Genomic DNA, 17,823 nt, shown 5'->3' with positions numbered 1-17,823 from the left:
CGGGGCTGTGCAACCGGTGAAACGAAAAAGCCCCCGACCGCAAGGGCCGAGGGAGTTGGGGGACACGTCGCAAGGACGAGGAGGGATTCGGAATGGAGGGTCCGGGCGCCCAACCCATCGGGGGAAACGGGGGCTAGGGTCGGTTGGACGCCCGGGGATCAGCCCCGTTGGGGGCCGAACTTGGGGGGCTGGGTTTACCAGCCGAAGACGAAGTTCAGGTCGGCGTCGCCATGGCCTTGGGCCAGATGCGCGTTGGTGTTGTTGCCGAACTGGAAGACACCGCCTGCCGCGTTGCCATTCTGGCTGAGCGACCCGTTATGGCCGTTGCCTTCCTGGTGGATCACGCCGACCGAGCCATTGGCGGCGTTGGTCAGCACCTCGACCGGATCGCCGCCATTGGCGATCTGATAAAGGACCAGGCCGCCGCGGATCAGGTCCGCTTCTTCCTGGTTGCCAGCCGAGACGCCGAAGCTGATCTGGCCATTGGCGGCGGCGGGAACGGTCGTGGCGGCAGTGGCGGCGACGAGCGTGGCGGCGATAAGAGCTTTCTTAAACATGGCAGTGTTTCCTTCAAAAATGGGTTGGTTGAAAAAGGGGTTGGGGTCGAAAAACGTTAAAGGTCGGTGGGGCAGTTAAATGTGGTGCCGTCGACGGTCAGGGTCAGCTCAGCCTCAAGGCCTGCGCCGGATCCGCTGGTGGTCATCTGTCCAAGCTGAACCGTTTGACCGGCGCTTAGGCTGAACGGGCCGCCCTGGTTCATACGGGTGCCGGGGCCTTCGATCCGCAGCTGGTAGATGCCCGAGACGGCCTCATGGGCTTGGACGATCCCTTCCAGCACCAGGCCACGGCCCGATGTGTCGGCCGACAAAACGCAGGCGACGGGGGCGGTTGCGGTTTGGGCGTGGATCAGACGATCCGTGCCATCCGTTTCGCCAGCGATGGCGGCGGCGCCCAGGACGGCGATGCCAAGGGCAGCGGCGCTGAGGGCGAGGCGGGTTTGGGTCAACTTGGTCATGGGCCTGTCCTTTCAAATTTCAGTTCAACGAATGGGATCCGGGGGCGGAGGAGGAGGGGAGGGGAAGGGAAGGGGCCCCGCCCCCGGATGGGTCCGGCCTTAGTTGGCCTGGATGATCACGGCGGTGTTGCCGCTGCCGACCGAGTTGATCTCGGCGCTCTGGCCGTTGCCAACCTGGATGATCGCACCGGAGTTGAAGTTACCGGCGGTGTTCACGGCGGCGTCGTTGCCAACGCCGAACTGGGCGATGCCGTTGGCGTTGCCGACACCGAACTGTGTGGTGCTGGCATTGTTGAAGGCGCCTTCCTGGCCGATGGCGGTCACGTTGCCGAAGCCGTCGGTGTAACCCGTGGCCTGGTTGCCCCAACCGGTCTGCGAAATGGCAGTGTTGTTGCAGGCACCCAACTGGGTGACACCAGCGCCGTTGCCCCAGCCAAGCTGGTTGGCGCTTGCGATGCCGCAGGCCGAAGCCGAGCCAGCAGCGGCGATCAAAGCGAAAGAAACGGCGGCGGTTTTGATGAATGCGAATTTCATGATGTGGTTCCTAATAAAATGAAGTTTTGGTTCAGGTGTGTGTTTCAGGTTCAGGTGGTGTGCAGCCCGTCTGGGGTGTGCCCCGTGAGCCGATGACCAAAACTTGGCCCCAAACGCCGGTGTCAGACAATTTCAGCGAAAAGAAAGGGTATAACCGGGCGAGGTTATCCAATGACATCGCGCTTAGCACTTGAAATATAACAAAAAAAATTAACCGAGCCCGCGCCGGGCGTATCGCTGAAAAGCGCACTGATAGCAGCCTGTCAGAGGTGTGTTATCCCAATGTTATCGGGTGTCCGCGCCGCAGGTAAGGTTTCCCTGTAGAGTTTGGGTTCTCCGTCGGATGGCGGGATTCGGCGTAAGGGATGCTTAAGGTAAGGCTAGCCTAACCTCTACCGGGCGATTCGAATCGCAGTTATATTTGCGTTAGCCGGGGAAGGTTTTGTTCAGAATCTGCCATGTCGGCATGAGGCCGGGCAGCATTGTATTCAGCGACTTCAACAGACCCGTGTCGTGCCACTCACTGGACAGGTCCGCGCGTAACGCGAAGGCCTTCCGCTTTAGCAAATCCGCATGTGGATGATCCGGATCATAGGGCTTCGGCACGCGCTTCAGCGGATCCGGCCCCCAATCGCTAAGGCTTGCGCCGACCGTATCTTGAGCGCTTTGCATCGCCTCTTGCAGGTCATCCCCACGTTTATCGACCATGGCGCGGAATGCGGTCAGACTGTCCTTCTCAAGATGCATCATCCCCATCCCAAGCATCAGGTAGTCGGGGGAGGCGCCGAAGAAGAACGCGGGCGTTGTGGATTGGCTGGGCTGCGACCACATGAGATGCAGATGCGCGTTATAGGGCGTCTTGTCCTTGGAGAACCGCACGTCGCGGTGGATGCGAAAGACCTTGGATTTGTGGGCTTTACCCGTGGCCTTCGCAAGGTCTTCGGCAAACAGGTCGGCCAACAACTCCGCAGGCTTCTTGATCTCGGAATTGTACATGGCCTTGTGGGCCTCGTAGAATTCCTTGGTGTTGTTGTCGCGCAATTGGGTGAAAAACCTGTTGGCGCGGACGATCATCTCGGCAAATCCGTCAGACATTCTCTATCGCTCTCCTGTTATGCGAGAGGATAGAGGCCGCACTCCGCCTGTCCAGCGCCTCAATCTGGGTCAAGCGCGCAGTTGCGTGAACCAGCGGAAACGGGCGGACACGGAAAACGCGCGTTTCCCGGCACGGATTTCACTCGAAATCCGTCCTCGCTCAGAAGTCCAGGTTTTCCACCGACAAAGCGTTCGCCTGGATAAACTCGCGGCGGGGTTCCACGACGTCGCCCATCAGCTTGGTGAAGATATCGTCGGCCTCGGCCAGATCGTCGATCTTGACCTGCAACAGGGTCCGCGCCTCGGGGTCGAGCGTGGTTTCCCAAAGCTGATCAGGATTCATCTCACCCAATCCCTTGTAGCGTTGCATCTGCTGGCCCTTGGCGCCCTCATCCAGGATCGCGTTCAGCAATTCGGTTGGACCGTGGATCAATTGCTCCCGATCCTTCCGCGCCAGGCGGGCCGGGTCGCGATACACACTCCGCGTCTCTTGACTGACTGCGCTGAGTTTGCGTGCCTCGCCGGAGCGCAGGACGGCGCCATCGAGGGTCCGGATCTCTTCCACACCGCGCAGCACACGTGACATACGAATCCCGTGATCCTGGGTGATCCGCCCCTGCCAGCCGCGTTCATACTCGACGGCCACCAGGTCAAGGCGCTGGGCGACTTCGTCTGCCACGCCTTGCAGATTCTGATCCGCGCGGCCTGGATCAAAGGCCCCGGCAATGGCGGCCTGTTCCACGATGTGGCGCGGGTAATGTGTGGGGAAGGCATCGAGGATGCGCTTGAAATTGCGGGCGCCGTCGACAACCCGGGCCAAATCCTGCCCGGCAATCTCTTCGCCCGAGGGCAGGCGCAGCGAGGCGCCATCGATCCCTTGGCTGATCAGATAATCCTCCAGCGCGGCCTGGTCTTTCAAATACACTTCGGACTTGCCGCGGCTGACCTTATAGAGCGGCGGTTGCGCGATATAGAGGTGCCCCTGTTCGATGATTTCAGGCATCTGCCGGAAGAAAAACGTCAGCAGAAGCGTACGAATATGGGCGCCGTCGACATCGGCATCGGTCATGATCACGATCTTATGGTAACGCAGCTTGTCGAGGTTGAACTCATCTCGCCCAATCCCGGTGCCAAGTGCGGTGATCAGCGTGCCGATTTCCTGACTGCTGAGCATCCGGTCAAACCGCGCGCGTTCCACATTCAGGATCTTCCCGCGCAGGGGTAGGACGGCTTGGTTGTGCCGCGACCGGCCCTGTTTGGCTGAGCCCCCGGCGCTATCGCCCTCCACGAGAAATAGTTCGGATTTGGACGGATCCTTTTCCTGACAATCGGCAAGCTTGCCGGGCAGCGAGGCGACATCCATCGCCGTCTTGCGTCGCGTCAACTCACGCGCCTTGCGCGCCGCTTCGCGGGCCAGTGCCGCCTCGATGATCTTACTGACGATCATCTTGGCTTCATTCGGGTGCTCTTCGAACCATTCGGCCAATTTCTCGTTTACCAAGCCTTCGACAGCGGGGCGCACTTCGGAGGACACGAGCTTGTCCTTGGTCTGAGAGCTGAATTTCGGATCGGGCACTTTCACCGACAGCACGCAGGTCAGCCCCTCGCGCGCGTCATCGCCGGTGAAATTCACCTTCTCTCGCTTCGCGATGCCGGAGCTTTGCGCGTAGAGGTTGATGGTGCGCGTCAGGGCGCCGCGGAACCCCGCCAGATGGGTGCCGCCATCGCGTTGCGGGATGTTGTTGGTGAAGGGCAGAACGTTTTCGTGGTAGCTGTCGTTCCACCACATGGCGACCTCGACCCCGATCTCGTCCTTCTCGCCGGCGATGAAGATTGGCGCGTCCATGGTCGAGGTTTTGGAGCGGTCGAGATAGCGCACAAACTCCCGCACGCCCCCTTTATAGAACAGATCGCTTTCCAACGCGTCGGCGGGGCGTTCATCGCGCAGGATGATGCGGACGCCAGAATTCAGAAAGGCCAGTTCGCGCAGGCGGTTTTCAAGCGTCTTGAAGCTGTATTCCAGGTTCGAGAAGGTCGTCGTGGCGGCCATGAACCGTACTTCGGTCCCCGTCTTGTCGGTATCGCCGACAACTTCCAGATGCTTGACGGTATCGCCATGCTCAAACCGGGCGATATGCTCTTTGCCATCGCGCCAGATCCGCAATTCAAGCCAGTCACTGAGCGCGTTCACTACCGAAACGCCTACGCCATGCAGACCGCCAGAGACCTTGTAGGAATTGCTGTCGAACTTTCCGCCCGCATGGAGCTGGGTCATGATCACCTCGGCCGCCGAGACGCCCTCTTCCTCATGGATGCCGACCGGAATACCGCGCCCGTTATCGCTGACGGAGACGCTGGAATCCGCATGGATCGTGACCGTCACGGCATCGGCGTGACCAGCCAGCGCCTCGTCGATGCCATTGTCGACAACCTCATAGACCATATGGTGCAGGCCCGACCCATCATCGGTGTCGCCGATATACATACCAGGGCGCTTGCGAACAGCTTCTAACCCTTTGAGAACCTTAATAGAATCGGCGCCGTAATCTTCAGGCTGCGGGGTTTGCTCGGACATATTAATTTCTTCCCGTTCTGTTGCCTATTGTATACGAAATGCGGGGGGCATTGTCACGCGACACCGCTATATTTCGTGGTGACGTTCTGGTCCGACGCGGCAGTGACCGACAGCGTGGACTGAGATGCTGAAATCGGAATTTGCGGATGTCATTCAGACCCTATCCGGCGCGATGGGAGAGATCGGTGTCAGCCCCTATTTGCCGATGATCGAAGATGGGCTGAACCCGCTCCGCTGTATGACGCGCGCCGCCGATCTATCTCTGGCTGGGTTCGGAGCCTATCTGATCCAAGGTCATCTGCATGTCGAAACAGCCATCAGTGGTGATTGTCGGTGGCACTCTGACTGTAACGGAACTGATGTTCACCGCCCGCAATGTGTCGGCTCATTTCGTGATCGGCGACATCGAATACGAGGTTGGCTACGCTTTGCGCCGCCAGCGCAGCGACGCGATCGCGCCCGATGATATCGCGCGTCCCAAACATCGTGAAGCGGCCAGCCTGGCCAGATTTGGATTAAGCGAGTATTGGCGACACATAATTTGGGCATCCGACTTTACTCCGAGGATGTCCCGCCGCTCAGATGATCGGTCACCGCGCTTTGGCCGTCTATTTCTGTCACTTCGAAATGCTGCGCTCTGTCGCCCAATTCAGCGAACAATTCAGGCCCCGTGCCCGTCATCCAGGCCTGCGCCTCCAATGAGCAGATCTCATCGAACAACGCGGCACGGCGATCGGCATCCAAATGCGCGGCGACTTCGTCCAGCAGGACCAATGGCGCGGTGCCGCTGTCCTGCTTCAGTGCACGGGCATTGGACAGGATCAACGAAATCAGCAGCGCCTTTTGTTCGCCGGTCGAGCATTGCTTTGCAGGCACTCCTTTGTCGCGGTAAATCGCACCCATATCGGCGCGATGCGGTCCGATCAATGTCCGCCCGGCAGCCAAATCGCGCGGCCGGTTGTCAGAGAAGGCCGCCGCGAAATCCTCTGACGAGACCAAGGGCACGTCTTCCGCAATAGATAGATCTGCTGCGGGAAAGGCGGTCGCCGCCCCGTCCTGCGCATGTGCGATGCGCGACAGCGCGTCTTGCCGCCCGGCCACGATGCGCTCTGCTGCCTGCGCCATCTGAGCCTCCAAGGCGCGATACCAGGCCGGGTCGCGGACATCATCCTTCAGCAGGCGGTTCCGCTCGCGCATGGCCTTTTCATAGGATAGCACCGCATCGGCATGATCCGGTAGAAAGCTGAGCGTGAGGCGGTCCAGAAACCGGCGGCGGCCCTCGGCACTTTCAATCCACAGTCGATCCTGGGACGGCACCAGCCAGATAATCCGCAAAATCCGCGCCAATGCGATCTGAGGGGCCGATTTGCCATTGATCTGAGTGGTTCGCGCTTGCCCGGGTTCGGCCGTCAGCGCAATTTCATGGCCCACATTCGGGCTGGCAATATCAGCCGAGACCTTCCATCCGATCGCTTCGGGACGCCGAATGATATCTTCCGCCATGGCTCGCCTCAGGCCCCGCCCCGGCGATAGCAGCGATACGGCTTCGATCAGGTTCGTCTTACCCGCACCGTTTGGTCCAAATAGCGCAACAGGCCGCCCATCCAGCACCAGGTGCGCCCGCCTGTGCGAGCGAAAATGCGACAAGGCCAGCGACTCGACAAACGCCCGGCTCATCGCGTGTGCTTTTCATCTTGGCCAAAAACTCCCGCCGGAGGCATCCGAGATTTGTCACACACGCATCGGCATGACGACGTAGATCGCGCTTTCATCATTGCCCTCACGCATCAGCGTGGGCTCCGCGGGAGAGGAGAACATGAAAACCGCGTTTTCGCGGTCCACTTGGCTGGCGATCTCAAGTAAATATTTGGCGTTGAAGCCAATTTCCAGCTTCTCGTCCCCATAGGCGACGGCCAGTTCCTCTTCGGCGGCGCCCGCATCGGGTGCGTTCACCGAGAGGATCAGGCGATCTTCGTCCAGGGCCATCTTCACGGCGCGGGAACGTTCGGAGCTGACCGTAGCCACGCGATCGACCGCCTTAGCGAAATCGCCCGCATCCACCTCCATCCGCCGCGTATTGCCTGCAGGGATGACGCGCATGTAGTCGGGGAATGTGCCGTCGATCACCTTTGAGGTCAGTGTGATCTCGGGTGTGGCAAAGCGGATCTTCGTCTCAGAAACGGACACCGCGATCTGGGCGTCGTCATCGTCCAGAAGCTTACGCAATTCGCCCACCGTTTTGCGCGGGACGATGACGCCTGGCATGCCTTCGGCGCCCTCGGGCAGGCCCGCATCGATCCGGGCCAGGCGGTGGCCATCGGTGGCGACCGCGCGCAGAGCGCGGCCGTTGTCGCCATCGGCCACGTGGAAATAGACGCCATTCAAGTAATAACGGGTTTCTTCGGTCGAGATCGCGAATTTCGACTTGTCGAACAACCTACGCAGATCGGGCGCCGTGGCGCTGAAATTCGCAGCATATTCAGTGGAGGCCATCACGGGGAAATCCTCTCGCGGCAGGGTCGCGAGTTGGAAGGTCGAGCGACCGGCTTCGACCGTCAAACGGCCAGCGGTGCTGTCTTCGGTCAGATTGACCAGGGCGCCATCGGGCAATTTCCGCACGATTTCGTGGAAGGTGACCGCCGATACGGTGGTCGCACCGGAGCGCTCCACTTGGGCAGGCGCCTTGTCGACCACTTCGATATCCAGATCTGTCGCCCGGAAGCTGACAGTGTCGCCCTCGGCTTCGATCAGCACATTGGCCAGGATCGGAATGGTGTTGCGCCGTTCCACAACAGATTGTGCTTGAGAGACAGCGCGCAGAAGGGTAGCGCGTTCGATGGAGAGTTTCATGCCCGGGCTCCGACGGATCTTGGGGCCGCGAGATTACCCGGACCCCAGATATGCACAAGTGATTTTCACCGAGGTAACGCCCGCGCGGACACCGGGGTCAAGGCCCAAGCGTCGTCGCGGGCCATTTGGTCAGGCTTCGAGCGTCCGGCGCAACAGCTCTGCGTCTTCGGCGATCTGGCTGTCGATCTGCATCAACTCTTCGATCTTCCGCACGCCATAGAGGATCGTGGTGTGATCGCGTCCGCCGAACTTTTTACCGATCTCAGGCAAGGACCGGGTTGTCAGCCGCTTGCAGAGATACATCGCCATCTGCCGGGGCCGCGCGATCGCACGCTGCCGGTTCTGGCTGATGATGTCGACTTGGCGGATCTTATAGTATTCGCAGGTCTTTTTGATGATTTCGTCCATCGTGACCTTGCGGTCCGAGGCGCGCAGAATGTCGGCCAGGTTGTCGCGCGCAAATTCTTCGTTCACTTCGCGCCGCACCAGATCGCCGGTCGCGTAGAGCCGGTTCAGTGCCCCCTCAAGCTCTCGGACATTCGACGCGATTTTGCGCGCCAGGAATTCCAGAACGCCATCGGCAAAAACCACATGCGGGTATTTCTGCCGCAATAGGTCGGCCTTGTGCTGCAACACGCTCAGACGCAATTCGTAATCGGTCGGATGAATGTCGACGACCAGTCCGCTTTGCAGACGCGAGGCGATGCGGCTGTCGAGCTCTTCCATATCCACGGGCGCGCGGTCGCCGGAAATGACGATCTGCTTGCCCATCTCGACCAGCGCGTTGAACGTGTGAAAGAACTCCTGCTGGGTGGAGGATTTCCCGGCGATGAACTGCACGTCGTCGACCATCAGGATATCGACGGAGCGAAACGTCTCTTTGAAGTTGAACGTGTCCTGCTCGCGCAGCGCCCGGACGAAGCGGTGCATAAATTGCTCGGCGGACAGATACAGGATCTTTGCATCCGGGAAGCGCGCCATCAGATCCCAGGCAATCGCATGCATGAGGTGCGTCTTACCCAGGCCGACACCACCGTAAAGGAATAGCGGGTTAAACGTCGCGTCCAGAGTTTCGGCCACGCGGCGGGCGGCAGCATGGGCCAACTCGTTAGGTTTTCCGACGACGAAGTTACCAAACGTGAAATTGCTGTTGAGCTTTGCGCCCGGCATCTCTGTGGCGGAAGCGCGGGCCGCCGAACTGGGCTGCATCGTGGGTGAGGGGTCCGGCGCGCGCATGGGGGCCGGCGTGGAAGCGGCCATTGCAGGCTGTGGGGCAGCTACGCTGGCAGGCTCGGGCATGTGAGAGGCGGTTGCCGTGGTTTCCAATTCGCGTGCAGGCTCCGGCGCAGAGGCTGGCACCGCTTTTGGTGTATTTGCCGCGTCACTTGTCCTTGGCGCGACCGCAAAATCAACGCGGTCTGCGGATACGCCGTGGGCCGTCAGGTGACGCAGGATCAGGTCGCCGAAATTGTTGGAAACCCAAGACCCGATGAACGAGGTGGGGACGTGAAAGTGAACGGTTCGGTCGGTCAGTTGATCAAAGCTGATCGGATCGATCCACGCCGAGAAATTGTTCTTGCCCACAACCTTGAGCAATTCCTCACGTACCTGGCCCCACGTTTCATTCGTCATCCTAATCTTCCCGTCCTTTTTTCAGCCGGCCGTTTCGCGCCGGTTCATACCTTTTTCTGCCGCGCAACATCAGTCATGCCGACCGCCATGCACAAAACTTCCAAGGCACACCGATCTATTCGGCGCACTTGGTTAATTTCCTGCTAAGACTGAACCCTTTGGGGAAAGCGGAACGCTTACCTGAAATGGCGTTCTAGGCTTTTTCGCCGAGTTTACCACTCCAATGCCCCACAAAGGATCACTCGGCTTTAGTGCCGATGTCTCCAACGAGCTTGTCCCCCGTCGGCCCAAACTGATCCCAAGCGTCTGGCTTGGCGCCCCCATCCGCCCCCCGGCGTCTGACTTGCGAAAATCAACCTAGTGGGAGTCGCGCAGGGGCCGCAAGATTTCTTAATGCTTGACTCAACTCCAATTTGATCCGGAATCACCTGAGCCCCGATAGGGCCTTGAGACGGTTAAATTTTTCGACATAAAAAAAGGCGCTCCGATGACGAAGCGCCTTCAAAACAAGGGTCAGTTGACGGCGATTACGTGCCCATCGCTTTCACCCGGGACGCCAGGCGAGACATTTTGCGAGCGGCAGTGTTCTTATGCAACACACCTTTGGTGACGCCGCGCATCAGTTCAGGCTGGGCCTCTTTCAGGGCAGCGGCCGCTGCACTCTGATCGCCCGAAGTGATCGCCTCTTCAACCTTGCGAAGATGGGTGCGGATGCGCGAGCGGCGGGCTTTGTTAACGGCAAAACGACGCTCGTTTTGGCGGGCGCGTTTCTTGGCTTGGGGCGAATTTGCCATATCGATGGATCCTTCATCGGAACGAATTGTAAAACTGGTCGCGCACAGAACGTTCCGACCCCGGGTTCACTACCGGGCGAATCTGGCCAGAGCGGGCCGCACACGCATGTCTGAGGCGCCAGATAGGGGATTTCGATCACGAAGAAAACCCCTTTGGCGCGGATTCTACTTGTCGCGAAATTGCGGTTCGCGCTTTTCGACGAAGGCGGTCATGCCCTCGGTCTGGTCCTCGGTAGCGAACAGCGAATGGAACAACCGACGTTCAAACAGCAAGCCCTCCTGCAACGTGGTCTCATAGCTGCGATCAACCGCTTCTTTCACCGCCATGGTGGCGATAGCCGATTTCTCGGCAATCTTTGCGGCGGCGCCCATCGCCTCGTCCATCAGCTTTTTCGCAGGGACCACGCGGCTGACAAGGCCCGACCGCTCAGCTTCTTCGGCGGCCATGAAGCGCCCCGTCAGATGCATATCCATGCTTTTGGACTTGCCGACCAGCTTGGTCAGACGCTGCGTGCCACCGATCCCGGCGATCACGCCGAGGTTGATCTCGGGCTGGCCAAATTTTGCATTGTCGGCGGCAATGATGAAATCGCACATCATCGCCAGCTCACATCCCCCGCCCAAGGCGTAGCCCGCAACCGCAGCGATGATTGGCTTGCGCACCTTCTGGATCGCCGCGACCTCGTCGGTAAACAAATCCTCGAAGATCACGTCCACGTAGGATTTTTCGGCCATCTCTGTGATGTCTGCGCCGGCGGCAAAGGCTTTCTCCGACCCGGTGATGACGATGCAGCGCACCTTGTCATTGCTTTGCGCCGCGCCCAGGGCCTTACCCAGTTCAGCCAGCAATTGCGCATTCAATGCGTTCATTGCGTCGGGGCGGTTCAGTTTGATGAGGCAAATATGGTCTTCAACGTCGACGATCAGGGTTTCATAGGCCATGCGGCGTGCTCATACGCTGTTGAAACGAGCCTTAAGCCGTAGCACCGGACTGTCGGGTTTCAAGCTACCTTTGACAGGTCGGACAGTAAAAACTCGATCGCCCCGATTGGACCTTGCGTCTGATTTTATCAGTACAATCGGGGGTTTGACAGGTTTCTCCTTCGCGGCCGTAGACCCGAAATGTGTGTTGAAAATATCCCAGTTCACCATTTGCTTGCCGGTGATCCCGCAGGCTGGAGCCACCTGCCTGGATCGCATCGGTCAGAACATCGCGAATAATCGGCACAAGGCGGGCGACTCGCGCCGTCCCGATCCGACCCGCATGGCGCAGCGGCGAGATACCCGCGCGGTAGAGCGCCTCGCAGACATAGATATTGCCCAAACCCGCCACCACGCGCTGATCAAGCAGGACTGATTTGACCGGGCTTCGCTTGCCTTTGAACGCCGCAATCAGATGGCTTTCGTTGAACGCATTTCCCAACGGTTCTGGCCCCAGATCCTTCAGCAGCCAATGGGTCGATTGCTGCGTGGTGTCCATCAAATCCATGGCGCCAAAACGGCGGGCATCGTTGAAGGTGATCCGCGCGCCGGCTTCGGTATCCAACACCACATGATCATGCTTCGCGGGCGCGGGATGGGTGTGATGGAATTGCCCCAACGGATCGCCCGAAATCAGCATCCGCCCCGACATGCCCAGATGGATCAACAAGGTCTCGCCGGTATCCAAATCTGCAAGGATGTATTTTGACCGTCGCCGCAGGCCGGTCACGGTCGCGCCGGTCAAACGATCTGCCATGCGGTCGGGAAACGGCCAGCGCAGGTCGGGCCGGTTAACGGACGCCTTTGCGATGCGCGCGCCCTCTAACGCGGGAAGAAGCCCGCGGCGCACTGTCTCAACCTCTGGAAGTTCCGGCAAAACGATCTTTCCTCGTGATGTGGCCGGTGCGTTGCAGCGCCCCGGCAGGCCCCTATAAGAGGGGGCAGATCGGTGAAAGGACAAGACCCATGGCGGACGAGCGCACCACGCATTTCGGCTATCAAGAGGTGGCTGAGGATCAGAAGGCGGGGATGGTCCATGGAGTCTTCACCAACGTCGCGTCCAAATATGATGTCATGAATGACGTGATGAGCGTCGGGATCCACCGAATCTGGAAAGACGCGATGATGGATTGGCTGGCGCCACGCGATGGGCAAAAGTTGCTGGATGTTGCGGGCGGCACGGGTGATATCGCCTTTCGGTTCTTGAAACGCGCGCCGGGCGCCTCTGCCCATGTGCTGGATATGACGGAAAGCATGCTGGTGGAGGGTCGCAAACGCGCCGAGGCCGAGGCGCTGGCCGACAAACTGGATTGGGTGGCGGGGGATGCCATGGCGCTGCCGTTTCCCGACAACACGTTCGACACCTATACGATCAGCTTCGGCATTCGAAATGTCACGCGCATCCCAGACGCCCTGACAGAGGCGTATCGTGTGCTGCGCCCCGGTGGGCGCTTGATGGTGCTGGAATTCTCGCAATTGCCGAATGACGGGATGCAGCGGCTTTACGATCTGTATTCGTTCAATGTGATCCCGCGGATGGGGCAGGTGATTGCCGGAGATCGCGACAGCTACCAATATCTTGTCGAGTCGATCCGCAAGTTTCCCGATCAGGAAACTTTTGCCGGGATGATCCGGGCCGCCGGATTTGATCAGGTGAAGTACCGCAACCTGTCGATGGGGATTGCGGCCTTGCATTCGGGATGGAAGCTGTAAGTGCGCGGTCCCCATAACATTTGGCGGCTGATCCGGACCGGCGCCACATTTGAACGCACCGGCGCCATGGGCGCTGTACTTGAGGCGATGGATGCGCCCGCCCCGATCCGCGCGGCGGCGCGCGTTCTGGGCTGGCCTTTCAAATTGCTCGGGCTGCGTGGCGACCCATCCATGCCACCTGTCCCACGCGCGCTGACGGCGCTCGGCCCGGCCTACATCAAGTTTGGGCAGATCCTGTCGACCCGACCCGACGTAGTTGGCCCAGATATGGCGATGGAATTGCGTGTGCTGCAAGACAAGTTGCCGCCCTTTCCGCTGGAAGAGGCGCGCCGCGTCGTCGCTGCCGAGATGGAGCGACCGCTTGAGGAGGTTTTTAGTGCCTTCTCGGAACCCGTTGCTGCAGCCTCCATCGCGCAGGTGCACCGCGCGACTTTGATCGAAACGGGCCGTGACGTTGCCGTGAAGCTGCTGCGCCCCGGGATCGATCGCGCCTTTCGCAAGGATGTGGACGCATTTCACTTGATGGCAACGTTGATCGAAACGCTGTCACCGTCCTCTCGTCGCCTGCGCCCCCGGGATGTGATCACCCATTTCGAAGGGGTGGTGCTGCAAGAGCTGGATTTGCGCATTGAAGCCTCGGCAGCCGGTGAGTTCGCCGCGAACACAGCCAATGATGATGGATTTGTCGTGCCCGCCGTGGAATGGGGCATGTCGACCCGCCGTATGATGGTTCTAGGCTGGGCCGATGGGGCATCTTTCGGCGATGTCGCAGCCATTGACGCGGCCGGACATGACCGCCGCAAACTAGGGGCGACTGTCTTGCAGATGTTCCTGCGGCACGCGCTGCGCGATGGCTATTTTCACGCCGATATGCACCAGGGCAATCTGAAGGTCGCGCCCAACGGGGATATCGTCGCCTTGGATTTCGGGATCATGGGCCGGATCGATGAATATACGCGCCGGGTCTATGCCGAGATCCTGATGGGGTTCATCCGCAAGGATTATCGCCGCGTGGCGGAAGTGCATTTCGAAGCTGGCTATGTACCACCCGATCGCGATGTCGGTGAATTTGCGCAAGCCTTGCGGTCGGTAGGCGAGCCGATTTTCGGGATGGAAGCGAGCCGCATTTCCATGGGCCGGTTGCTCGCGTTTTTGTTCGAAGTCACTGAGCGGTTTGGGATGGAAACCCGGACCGAGTTGATCCTGCTGCAGCGAACCATGGTGGTGGTTGAGGGTGTCGGACGCTCCCTTGACCCGGATCTGAACATCTGGGCCGAGGCGCGGCCGGTTGTTGAAGAATATATCGCGCGCAATATCGGCCCACAGGCCGTTGCGCGGGATCTGTTTCGAACCGCGATTGTGCTGTCCCGCTTTGGGCCGCGCCTGCCGCAATTGGCGGAAGCGGCTTTGATCGCCCAAGCCAACCCTGAGAAACCACCGAGTTCAGCGCGATGGCCGGAGAGATTTGCCCTAGCGGGAGGCGGCCTTGCGGTGGGATTGGTGCTCGCTGCGATCTACGCGGCGCTCTGATCAGCCGGGCTGGCGGATCGATTGAACGTTTTCGGCGGGGATGCTGATCCCGTTTGCCATGGTCAGCCAGACCTCACCTGACAGGGTCTGAGCCTCGGTGATTTCGGCAAACACGAACGCGGATCGCTCTTCCAGAATGTCCTCACCCTGCCAGCTTTGCGCTGACAACGAATAGGTTCCGTCCGACAGAGCACGCCCATCATTGTCCAGCCCTTCCCATTGGAAGGGCTCATCGCCCAGTACGATTGGTGTGTTTGCAACAACGTTCCCATTCAGATCCCGCACAATCAGTTCCATTCGATCGGCACCCGCCGCGGGCGAAACCTGCAACGTTGTCGGCTGTCCGGTGAAGTTCACAGGCATATCTGCCCGCGCCTCAAGCCCGATCCAACCCGATAACTGGCCCATATTCATAGCCGTGAACCCAGCTTGCAGTTCCTTTAGCAGATCGTTCGTCAGAACCTGTTGCTCGACCCCCGAAAAGGTCGCCAATTGCGATACGAACTCGGTAGAATCCGCAGGGTTCAACGGATCCTGATTGCGCATTTGGGTCGTCAGCAATTGCAAAAAGGTATCGAAGTCAGACGAGATGGATGACGCAGTGGTCTGTGTGCTGGAAGCGGCGGCAGCAGCCTGGCTTGGGCCGACGGCGGGCTGAATATCCATAGGGTTCTCCTACAATCTAAGATCAAGTCCGCCATTCGCGGATAATGTGACGATGGCGGATGTGTCAGGCGCGATGTCTGTCTCCGCGTTCATATGGCCTGGCGTGTCGGGGTGGCCCCCCGGCGAAGCGTTCTGCCCGCTGCCATCCTGCGAGATGCGCACCGATGGTGCATCGAGCCCGGCTTCAGCAAATTCCTGGGACAGCAGATCCAGGTGGCGCCGCATCAGGTCGGCGGTGTCTGGGCGGTCGGCGTGAATTGTCAGGGTCATAACGCCCGCTATCTCTGCGACCTGCATGCGGACACGGCCCAATTCTGGAGGGTCGAGCGCCAATTCTAATGGGGCACCTCTCTCACGCGAGGAATCGGTCAGAGCCGCAGCGATCTGATGTGCGATAACGGATGCCATCGGGGAAGCAATTGTCGCAGGCATGGTCTGGCCAGACGCAACCGGGGCAACGGAAGCCGTCGACATCTGTGTCATGGCCAAGGTTTCCATTCCCATATCTGCGATCATGTTTGGTATGATGCCGGGTTCAACTCCGGTCGTTGCACTTATTGCAGAAAACAAGGGTGTCGTTTGCAACGCAGGATAAGTGGGCGGGCCCATCATCCAGCCACCTGTCCGGAATGGCGCGGCCTCGACGCGCAATGCGACCGTATCCCTCGAGCCGCCCTCAAAATCTTTGATTAATGTGGCCATGTCCGCCTCAAGCACGGATGATGGAGAGATTGGTTGAGGGCCTAAAGTCACCTGCGCGGTCGGAATCATGGTTTGGCCTTGTACGCCGCCCTCGATCTGTCGCGCGGTTGTCGAAGTCATCATGGGCGTCTGTTCAGGTTGCCCCGATGGAGCAGCGTGTGTGATCCGCACCTGAAGCGGATCGCCATCTGCCTCGGTAACAGGGGTGACTGTGCCCGTCGGCACCGGCGCGTCACCGGGCCTTGGGACTTGAGATTGTTCAGATGTACCGATTGTCGGCGGCGTCGCCGATTGCTGGCGTTCAACCGCAACAACCTGCGCCGCGGGCAGTTTGCCCGCATCCACCGCCACCTTGTCACCGTCCGATGTATTGCCCGAGCCCGACGTGTCGATCACTGGCGCAGATTGCAAAGGCTCTTCGGTGCCTGCGTCCGGTAGGGCTATGCTTTCGGTGGTCGGTCGACCTGGCTGTTGTGCGACACGCACGGAGGCTTTGCCGCTGATCGATATCGCCAGATCGTTTGCGCGTGGCTTCTCGTCCGCGATGCCCGCTGCGCTTCGCTGCTGTGTGGGACTCGATATCGCTGGGGCATCTGTCACTATCGGTCTATCGCCCTGTTCAGATATGCTGCGGGAGTGTTGCGGGCTTGTATCGGCGATGGCGATTGCGTCCGGCACGCCTGTTGATCCGACACCGATGTCGAAACTCGTCGCATCGACATCCGTTTCGGGCGTTGCCATGTCCAGATCTGATCCATTCGCGACGCTGGTATCCGGGGTCTCCGGGTCGGACGCATCGCCATGTGCTGCCATGGCGTCCGACCCTGCACTATCTTGTGCGCCATCGCCGCTCGATGCGGCTTCGGCGGCGTTGAAAAAGCGGCCAAATTCAGACCCGTCGGGATCCGACATGGACCCGGCGCGATTTGCGCGCTGGGCCGCTGCTGGCCCACTTTGCCCGATGGTTCGTAACAGGTCATCCATTCTGGCGCCCCTTGTCATGCGTTGCGCTCAGTTAACCCATAAGCCCCTTACGAATTCTTTACGGGCATCTGCGAATGTCAGGCGATATCCGTCAAATGTGAGAGAATTCCATGACGATGACATTGCCGATTTCGGCCCCGCAGGTCTCGGCACCTGCCGACACTGATCCCCATGCGCGACTGCGCCAAGTTGCGACCGAGCTTGAAGCAACCTTTCTGGCCGAAATGCTGAAACATGCAGGTTTTGGCGAGGCCCGCGAAAGCTTTGGTGGCGGCATTGGTGAGGATCAAATCGCCTCAATGATGCGCACTCAACATGCACAAGCCATTGCACGCAGCGGTGGCCTCGGCTTGGCCGATTCGATTTTTCAATCTCTTTTAGCCCGTGAGGAGGCGAACCAATGATGGGACTTAGAAAAGCGCCCGCGACAGAATTGCACGGCTTGCTGGACGATCAGCGCGCCGCCCTCTTGGCTGGCGATTTGACCAGTCTTGAACATATGGCCCCGAGCTTGGAAGCGACATTGTTGCGCGTGGCAAATCACGGCGCATCGCGGGACGAGGCAGAAGCGCTCCGGGCGAAGGCGGCCCGAAATGCAGAGCTCATTCAAGCGGCGCAATCGGGTGTTGCCCAAGTGAGGTCCAAGTTGTCAGAGGTCCGAGATACCGCGTTGACGACTTACGATGCGTCGGGGCGCAGTTCGTCTGATCTATCCGCTGCATCACGCACAATTGGTATGAAATAGCGATAGA

General features: G+C 59.7%; 18 protein-coding genes. 4 read left to right on the top strand and 14 right to left on the bottom strand.

Annotated features, from left to right (window positions below):
• Positions 1–194: 194 nt before the first annotated feature.
• From V8J82_RS07320 to mutM, 12 genes are all read right to left on the bottom strand, one after another.
• Complete coding sequence (locus V8J82_RS07320) at positions 195–557, bottom strand: hypothetical protein (protein ID WP_339973706.1); 363 nt, start codon at positions 555–557, stop codon at positions 195–197.
• Between the two features lie 56 nt (positions 558–613).
• Complete coding sequence (gene csgH, locus V8J82_RS07315; protein ID WP_339973703.1) at positions 614–1,015, bottom strand: curli-like amyloid fiber formation chaperone CsgH; 402 nt, start codon at positions 1,013–1,015, stop codon at positions 614–616.
• 99 nt (positions 1,016–1,114) lie between these two features.
• The gene (locus V8J82_RS07310; protein WP_339973701.1) at positions 1,115–1,549 is read right to left on the bottom strand and encodes a hypothetical protein; all 435 of its coding nucleotides are present in this window, start codon (positions 1,547–1,549) and stop codon (positions 1,115–1,117) included.
• Positions 1,550–1,975: 426 nt separating this feature from the next.
• Positions 1,976–2,644 (bottom strand): DUF2461 domain-containing protein, encoded by a 669-nt coding sequence (locus V8J82_RS07305; RefSeq protein ID WP_339973698.1) that lies wholly within the window; start codon positions 2,642–2,644, stop codon positions 1,976–1,978.
• A 160-nt stretch (positions 2,645–2,804) separates the two neighbouring features.
• Complete coding sequence (gyrB, locus tag V8J82_RS07300; protein WP_339973693.1) at positions 2,805–5,219, bottom strand: DNA topoisomerase (ATP-hydrolyzing) subunit B; 2,415 nt, start codon at positions 5,217–5,219, stop codon at positions 2,805–2,807.
• A gap of 317 nt (positions 5,220–5,536) precedes the next feature.
• On the bottom strand, positions 5,537–5,704 hold the full coding sequence (locus V8J82_RS07295; protein ID WP_339973690.1) for a hypothetical protein: 168 nt from the start codon (positions 5,702–5,704) through the stop codon (positions 5,537–5,539).
• Between the two features lie 70 nt (positions 5,705–5,774).
• The gene (gene recF, locus V8J82_RS07290; RefSeq protein ID WP_339973688.1) at positions 5,775–6,896 is read right to left on the bottom strand and encodes a DNA replication/repair protein RecF; all 1,122 of its coding nucleotides are present in this window, start codon (positions 6,894–6,896) and stop codon (positions 5,775–5,777) included.
• Positions 6,897–6,950: 54 nt separating this feature from the next.
• Positions 6,951–8,069, bottom strand: a complete 1,119-nt coding sequence (dnaN, locus tag V8J82_RS07285) for a DNA polymerase III subunit beta (protein ID WP_339973685.1) — start codon at positions 8,067–8,069, stop codon at positions 6,951–6,953.
• Positions 8,070–8,198: 129 nt separating this feature from the next.
• Positions 8,199–9,701 carry a chromosomal replication initiator protein DnaA gene (gene dnaA / locus V8J82_RS07280; RefSeq protein ID WP_339973683.1) on the bottom strand — a complete coding sequence of 501 codons (1,503 nt, stop codon included), beginning with the start codon at positions 9,699–9,701 and terminating at the stop codon, positions 8,199–8,201.
• A gap of 527 nt (positions 9,702–10,228) precedes the next feature.
• The gene (rpsT, locus tag V8J82_RS07275; protein WP_339973680.1) at positions 10,229–10,495 is read right to left on the bottom strand and encodes a 30S ribosomal protein S20; all 267 of its coding nucleotides are present in this window, start codon (positions 10,493–10,495) and stop codon (positions 10,229–10,231) included.
• 165 nt (positions 10,496–10,660) lie between these two features.
• Positions 10,661–11,437 (bottom strand): enoyl-CoA hydratase, encoded by a 777-nt coding sequence (locus V8J82_RS07270; RefSeq protein ID WP_339973678.1) that lies wholly within the window; start codon positions 11,435–11,437, stop codon positions 10,661–10,663.
• A 64-nt stretch (positions 11,438–11,501) separates the two neighbouring features.
• On the bottom strand, positions 11,502–12,353 hold the full coding sequence (gene mutM / locus V8J82_RS07265) for a bifunctional DNA-formamidopyrimidine glycosylase/DNA-(apurinic or apyrimidinic site) lyase (RefSeq protein WP_339973675.1): 852 nt from the start codon (positions 12,351–12,353) through the stop codon (positions 11,502–11,504).
• An 89-nt stretch (positions 12,354–12,442) separates the two neighbouring features.
• Here mutM and ubiE point away from each other — a divergent pair, with 89 nt between their 5' ends.
• Both ubiE and ubiB read left to right on the top strand, forming a co-directional pair.
• Positions 12,443–13,189, top strand: a complete 747-nt coding sequence (gene ubiE, locus V8J82_RS07260; protein WP_339973672.1) for a bifunctional demethylmenaquinone methyltransferase/2-methoxy-6-polyprenyl-1,4-benzoquinol methylase UbiE — start codon at positions 12,443–12,445, stop codon at positions 13,187–13,189.
• Positions 13,190–14,719 (top strand): 2-polyprenylphenol 6-hydroxylase, encoded by a 1,530-nt coding sequence (gene ubiB, locus V8J82_RS07255; RefSeq protein ID WP_339973670.1) that lies wholly within the window; start codon positions 13,190–13,192, stop codon positions 14,717–14,719. It abuts the gene before it with no gap.
• On the opposite strand, the gene V8J82_RS07250 is transcribed toward ubiB, so the two are convergent.
• Entirely contained in the window at positions 14,720–15,385 is a 666-nt protein-coding gene (locus tag V8J82_RS07250) for a flagellar hook capping FlgD N-terminal domain-containing protein (RefSeq protein WP_339973668.1), read from the bottom strand.
• A gap of 9 nt (positions 15,386–15,394) precedes the next feature.
• Positions 15,395–17,071 (bottom strand): flagellar hook-length control protein FliK, encoded by a 1,677-nt coding sequence (locus tag V8J82_RS07245; protein WP_339973666.1) that lies wholly within the window; start codon positions 17,069–17,071, stop codon positions 15,395–15,397.
• A 110-nt stretch (positions 17,072–17,181) separates the two neighbouring features.
• On the opposite strand from V8J82_RS07245, the gene V8J82_RS07240 reads away from it, so the two are divergent.
• Both V8J82_RS07240 and V8J82_RS07235 read left to right on the top strand, forming a co-directional pair.
• On the top strand, positions 17,182–17,475 hold the full coding sequence (locus tag V8J82_RS07240) for a rod-binding protein (protein WP_339973664.1): 294 nt from the start codon (positions 17,182–17,184) through the stop codon (positions 17,473–17,475).
• Positions 17,472–17,816 (top strand): hypothetical protein, encoded by a 345-nt coding sequence (locus V8J82_RS07235; RefSeq protein ID WP_339973662.1) that lies wholly within the window; start codon positions 17,472–17,474, stop codon positions 17,814–17,816. Before V8J82_RS07240 ends, V8J82_RS07235 begins: the two co-directional genes overlap by 4 nt.
• Positions 17,817–17,823 lie beyond the last annotated feature (7 nt).

This window comes from Gymnodinialimonas mytili (genome assembly GCF_037544085.1).
Taxonomy (GTDB): domain Bacteria; phylum Pseudomonadota; class Alphaproteobacteria; order Rhodobacterales; family Rhodobacteraceae; genus Gymnodinialimonas; species Gymnodinialimonas mytili.
Note: the sequence above shows the minus strand (reverse complement) of the source record. Positions and strands in the feature narration are given on the sequence as shown.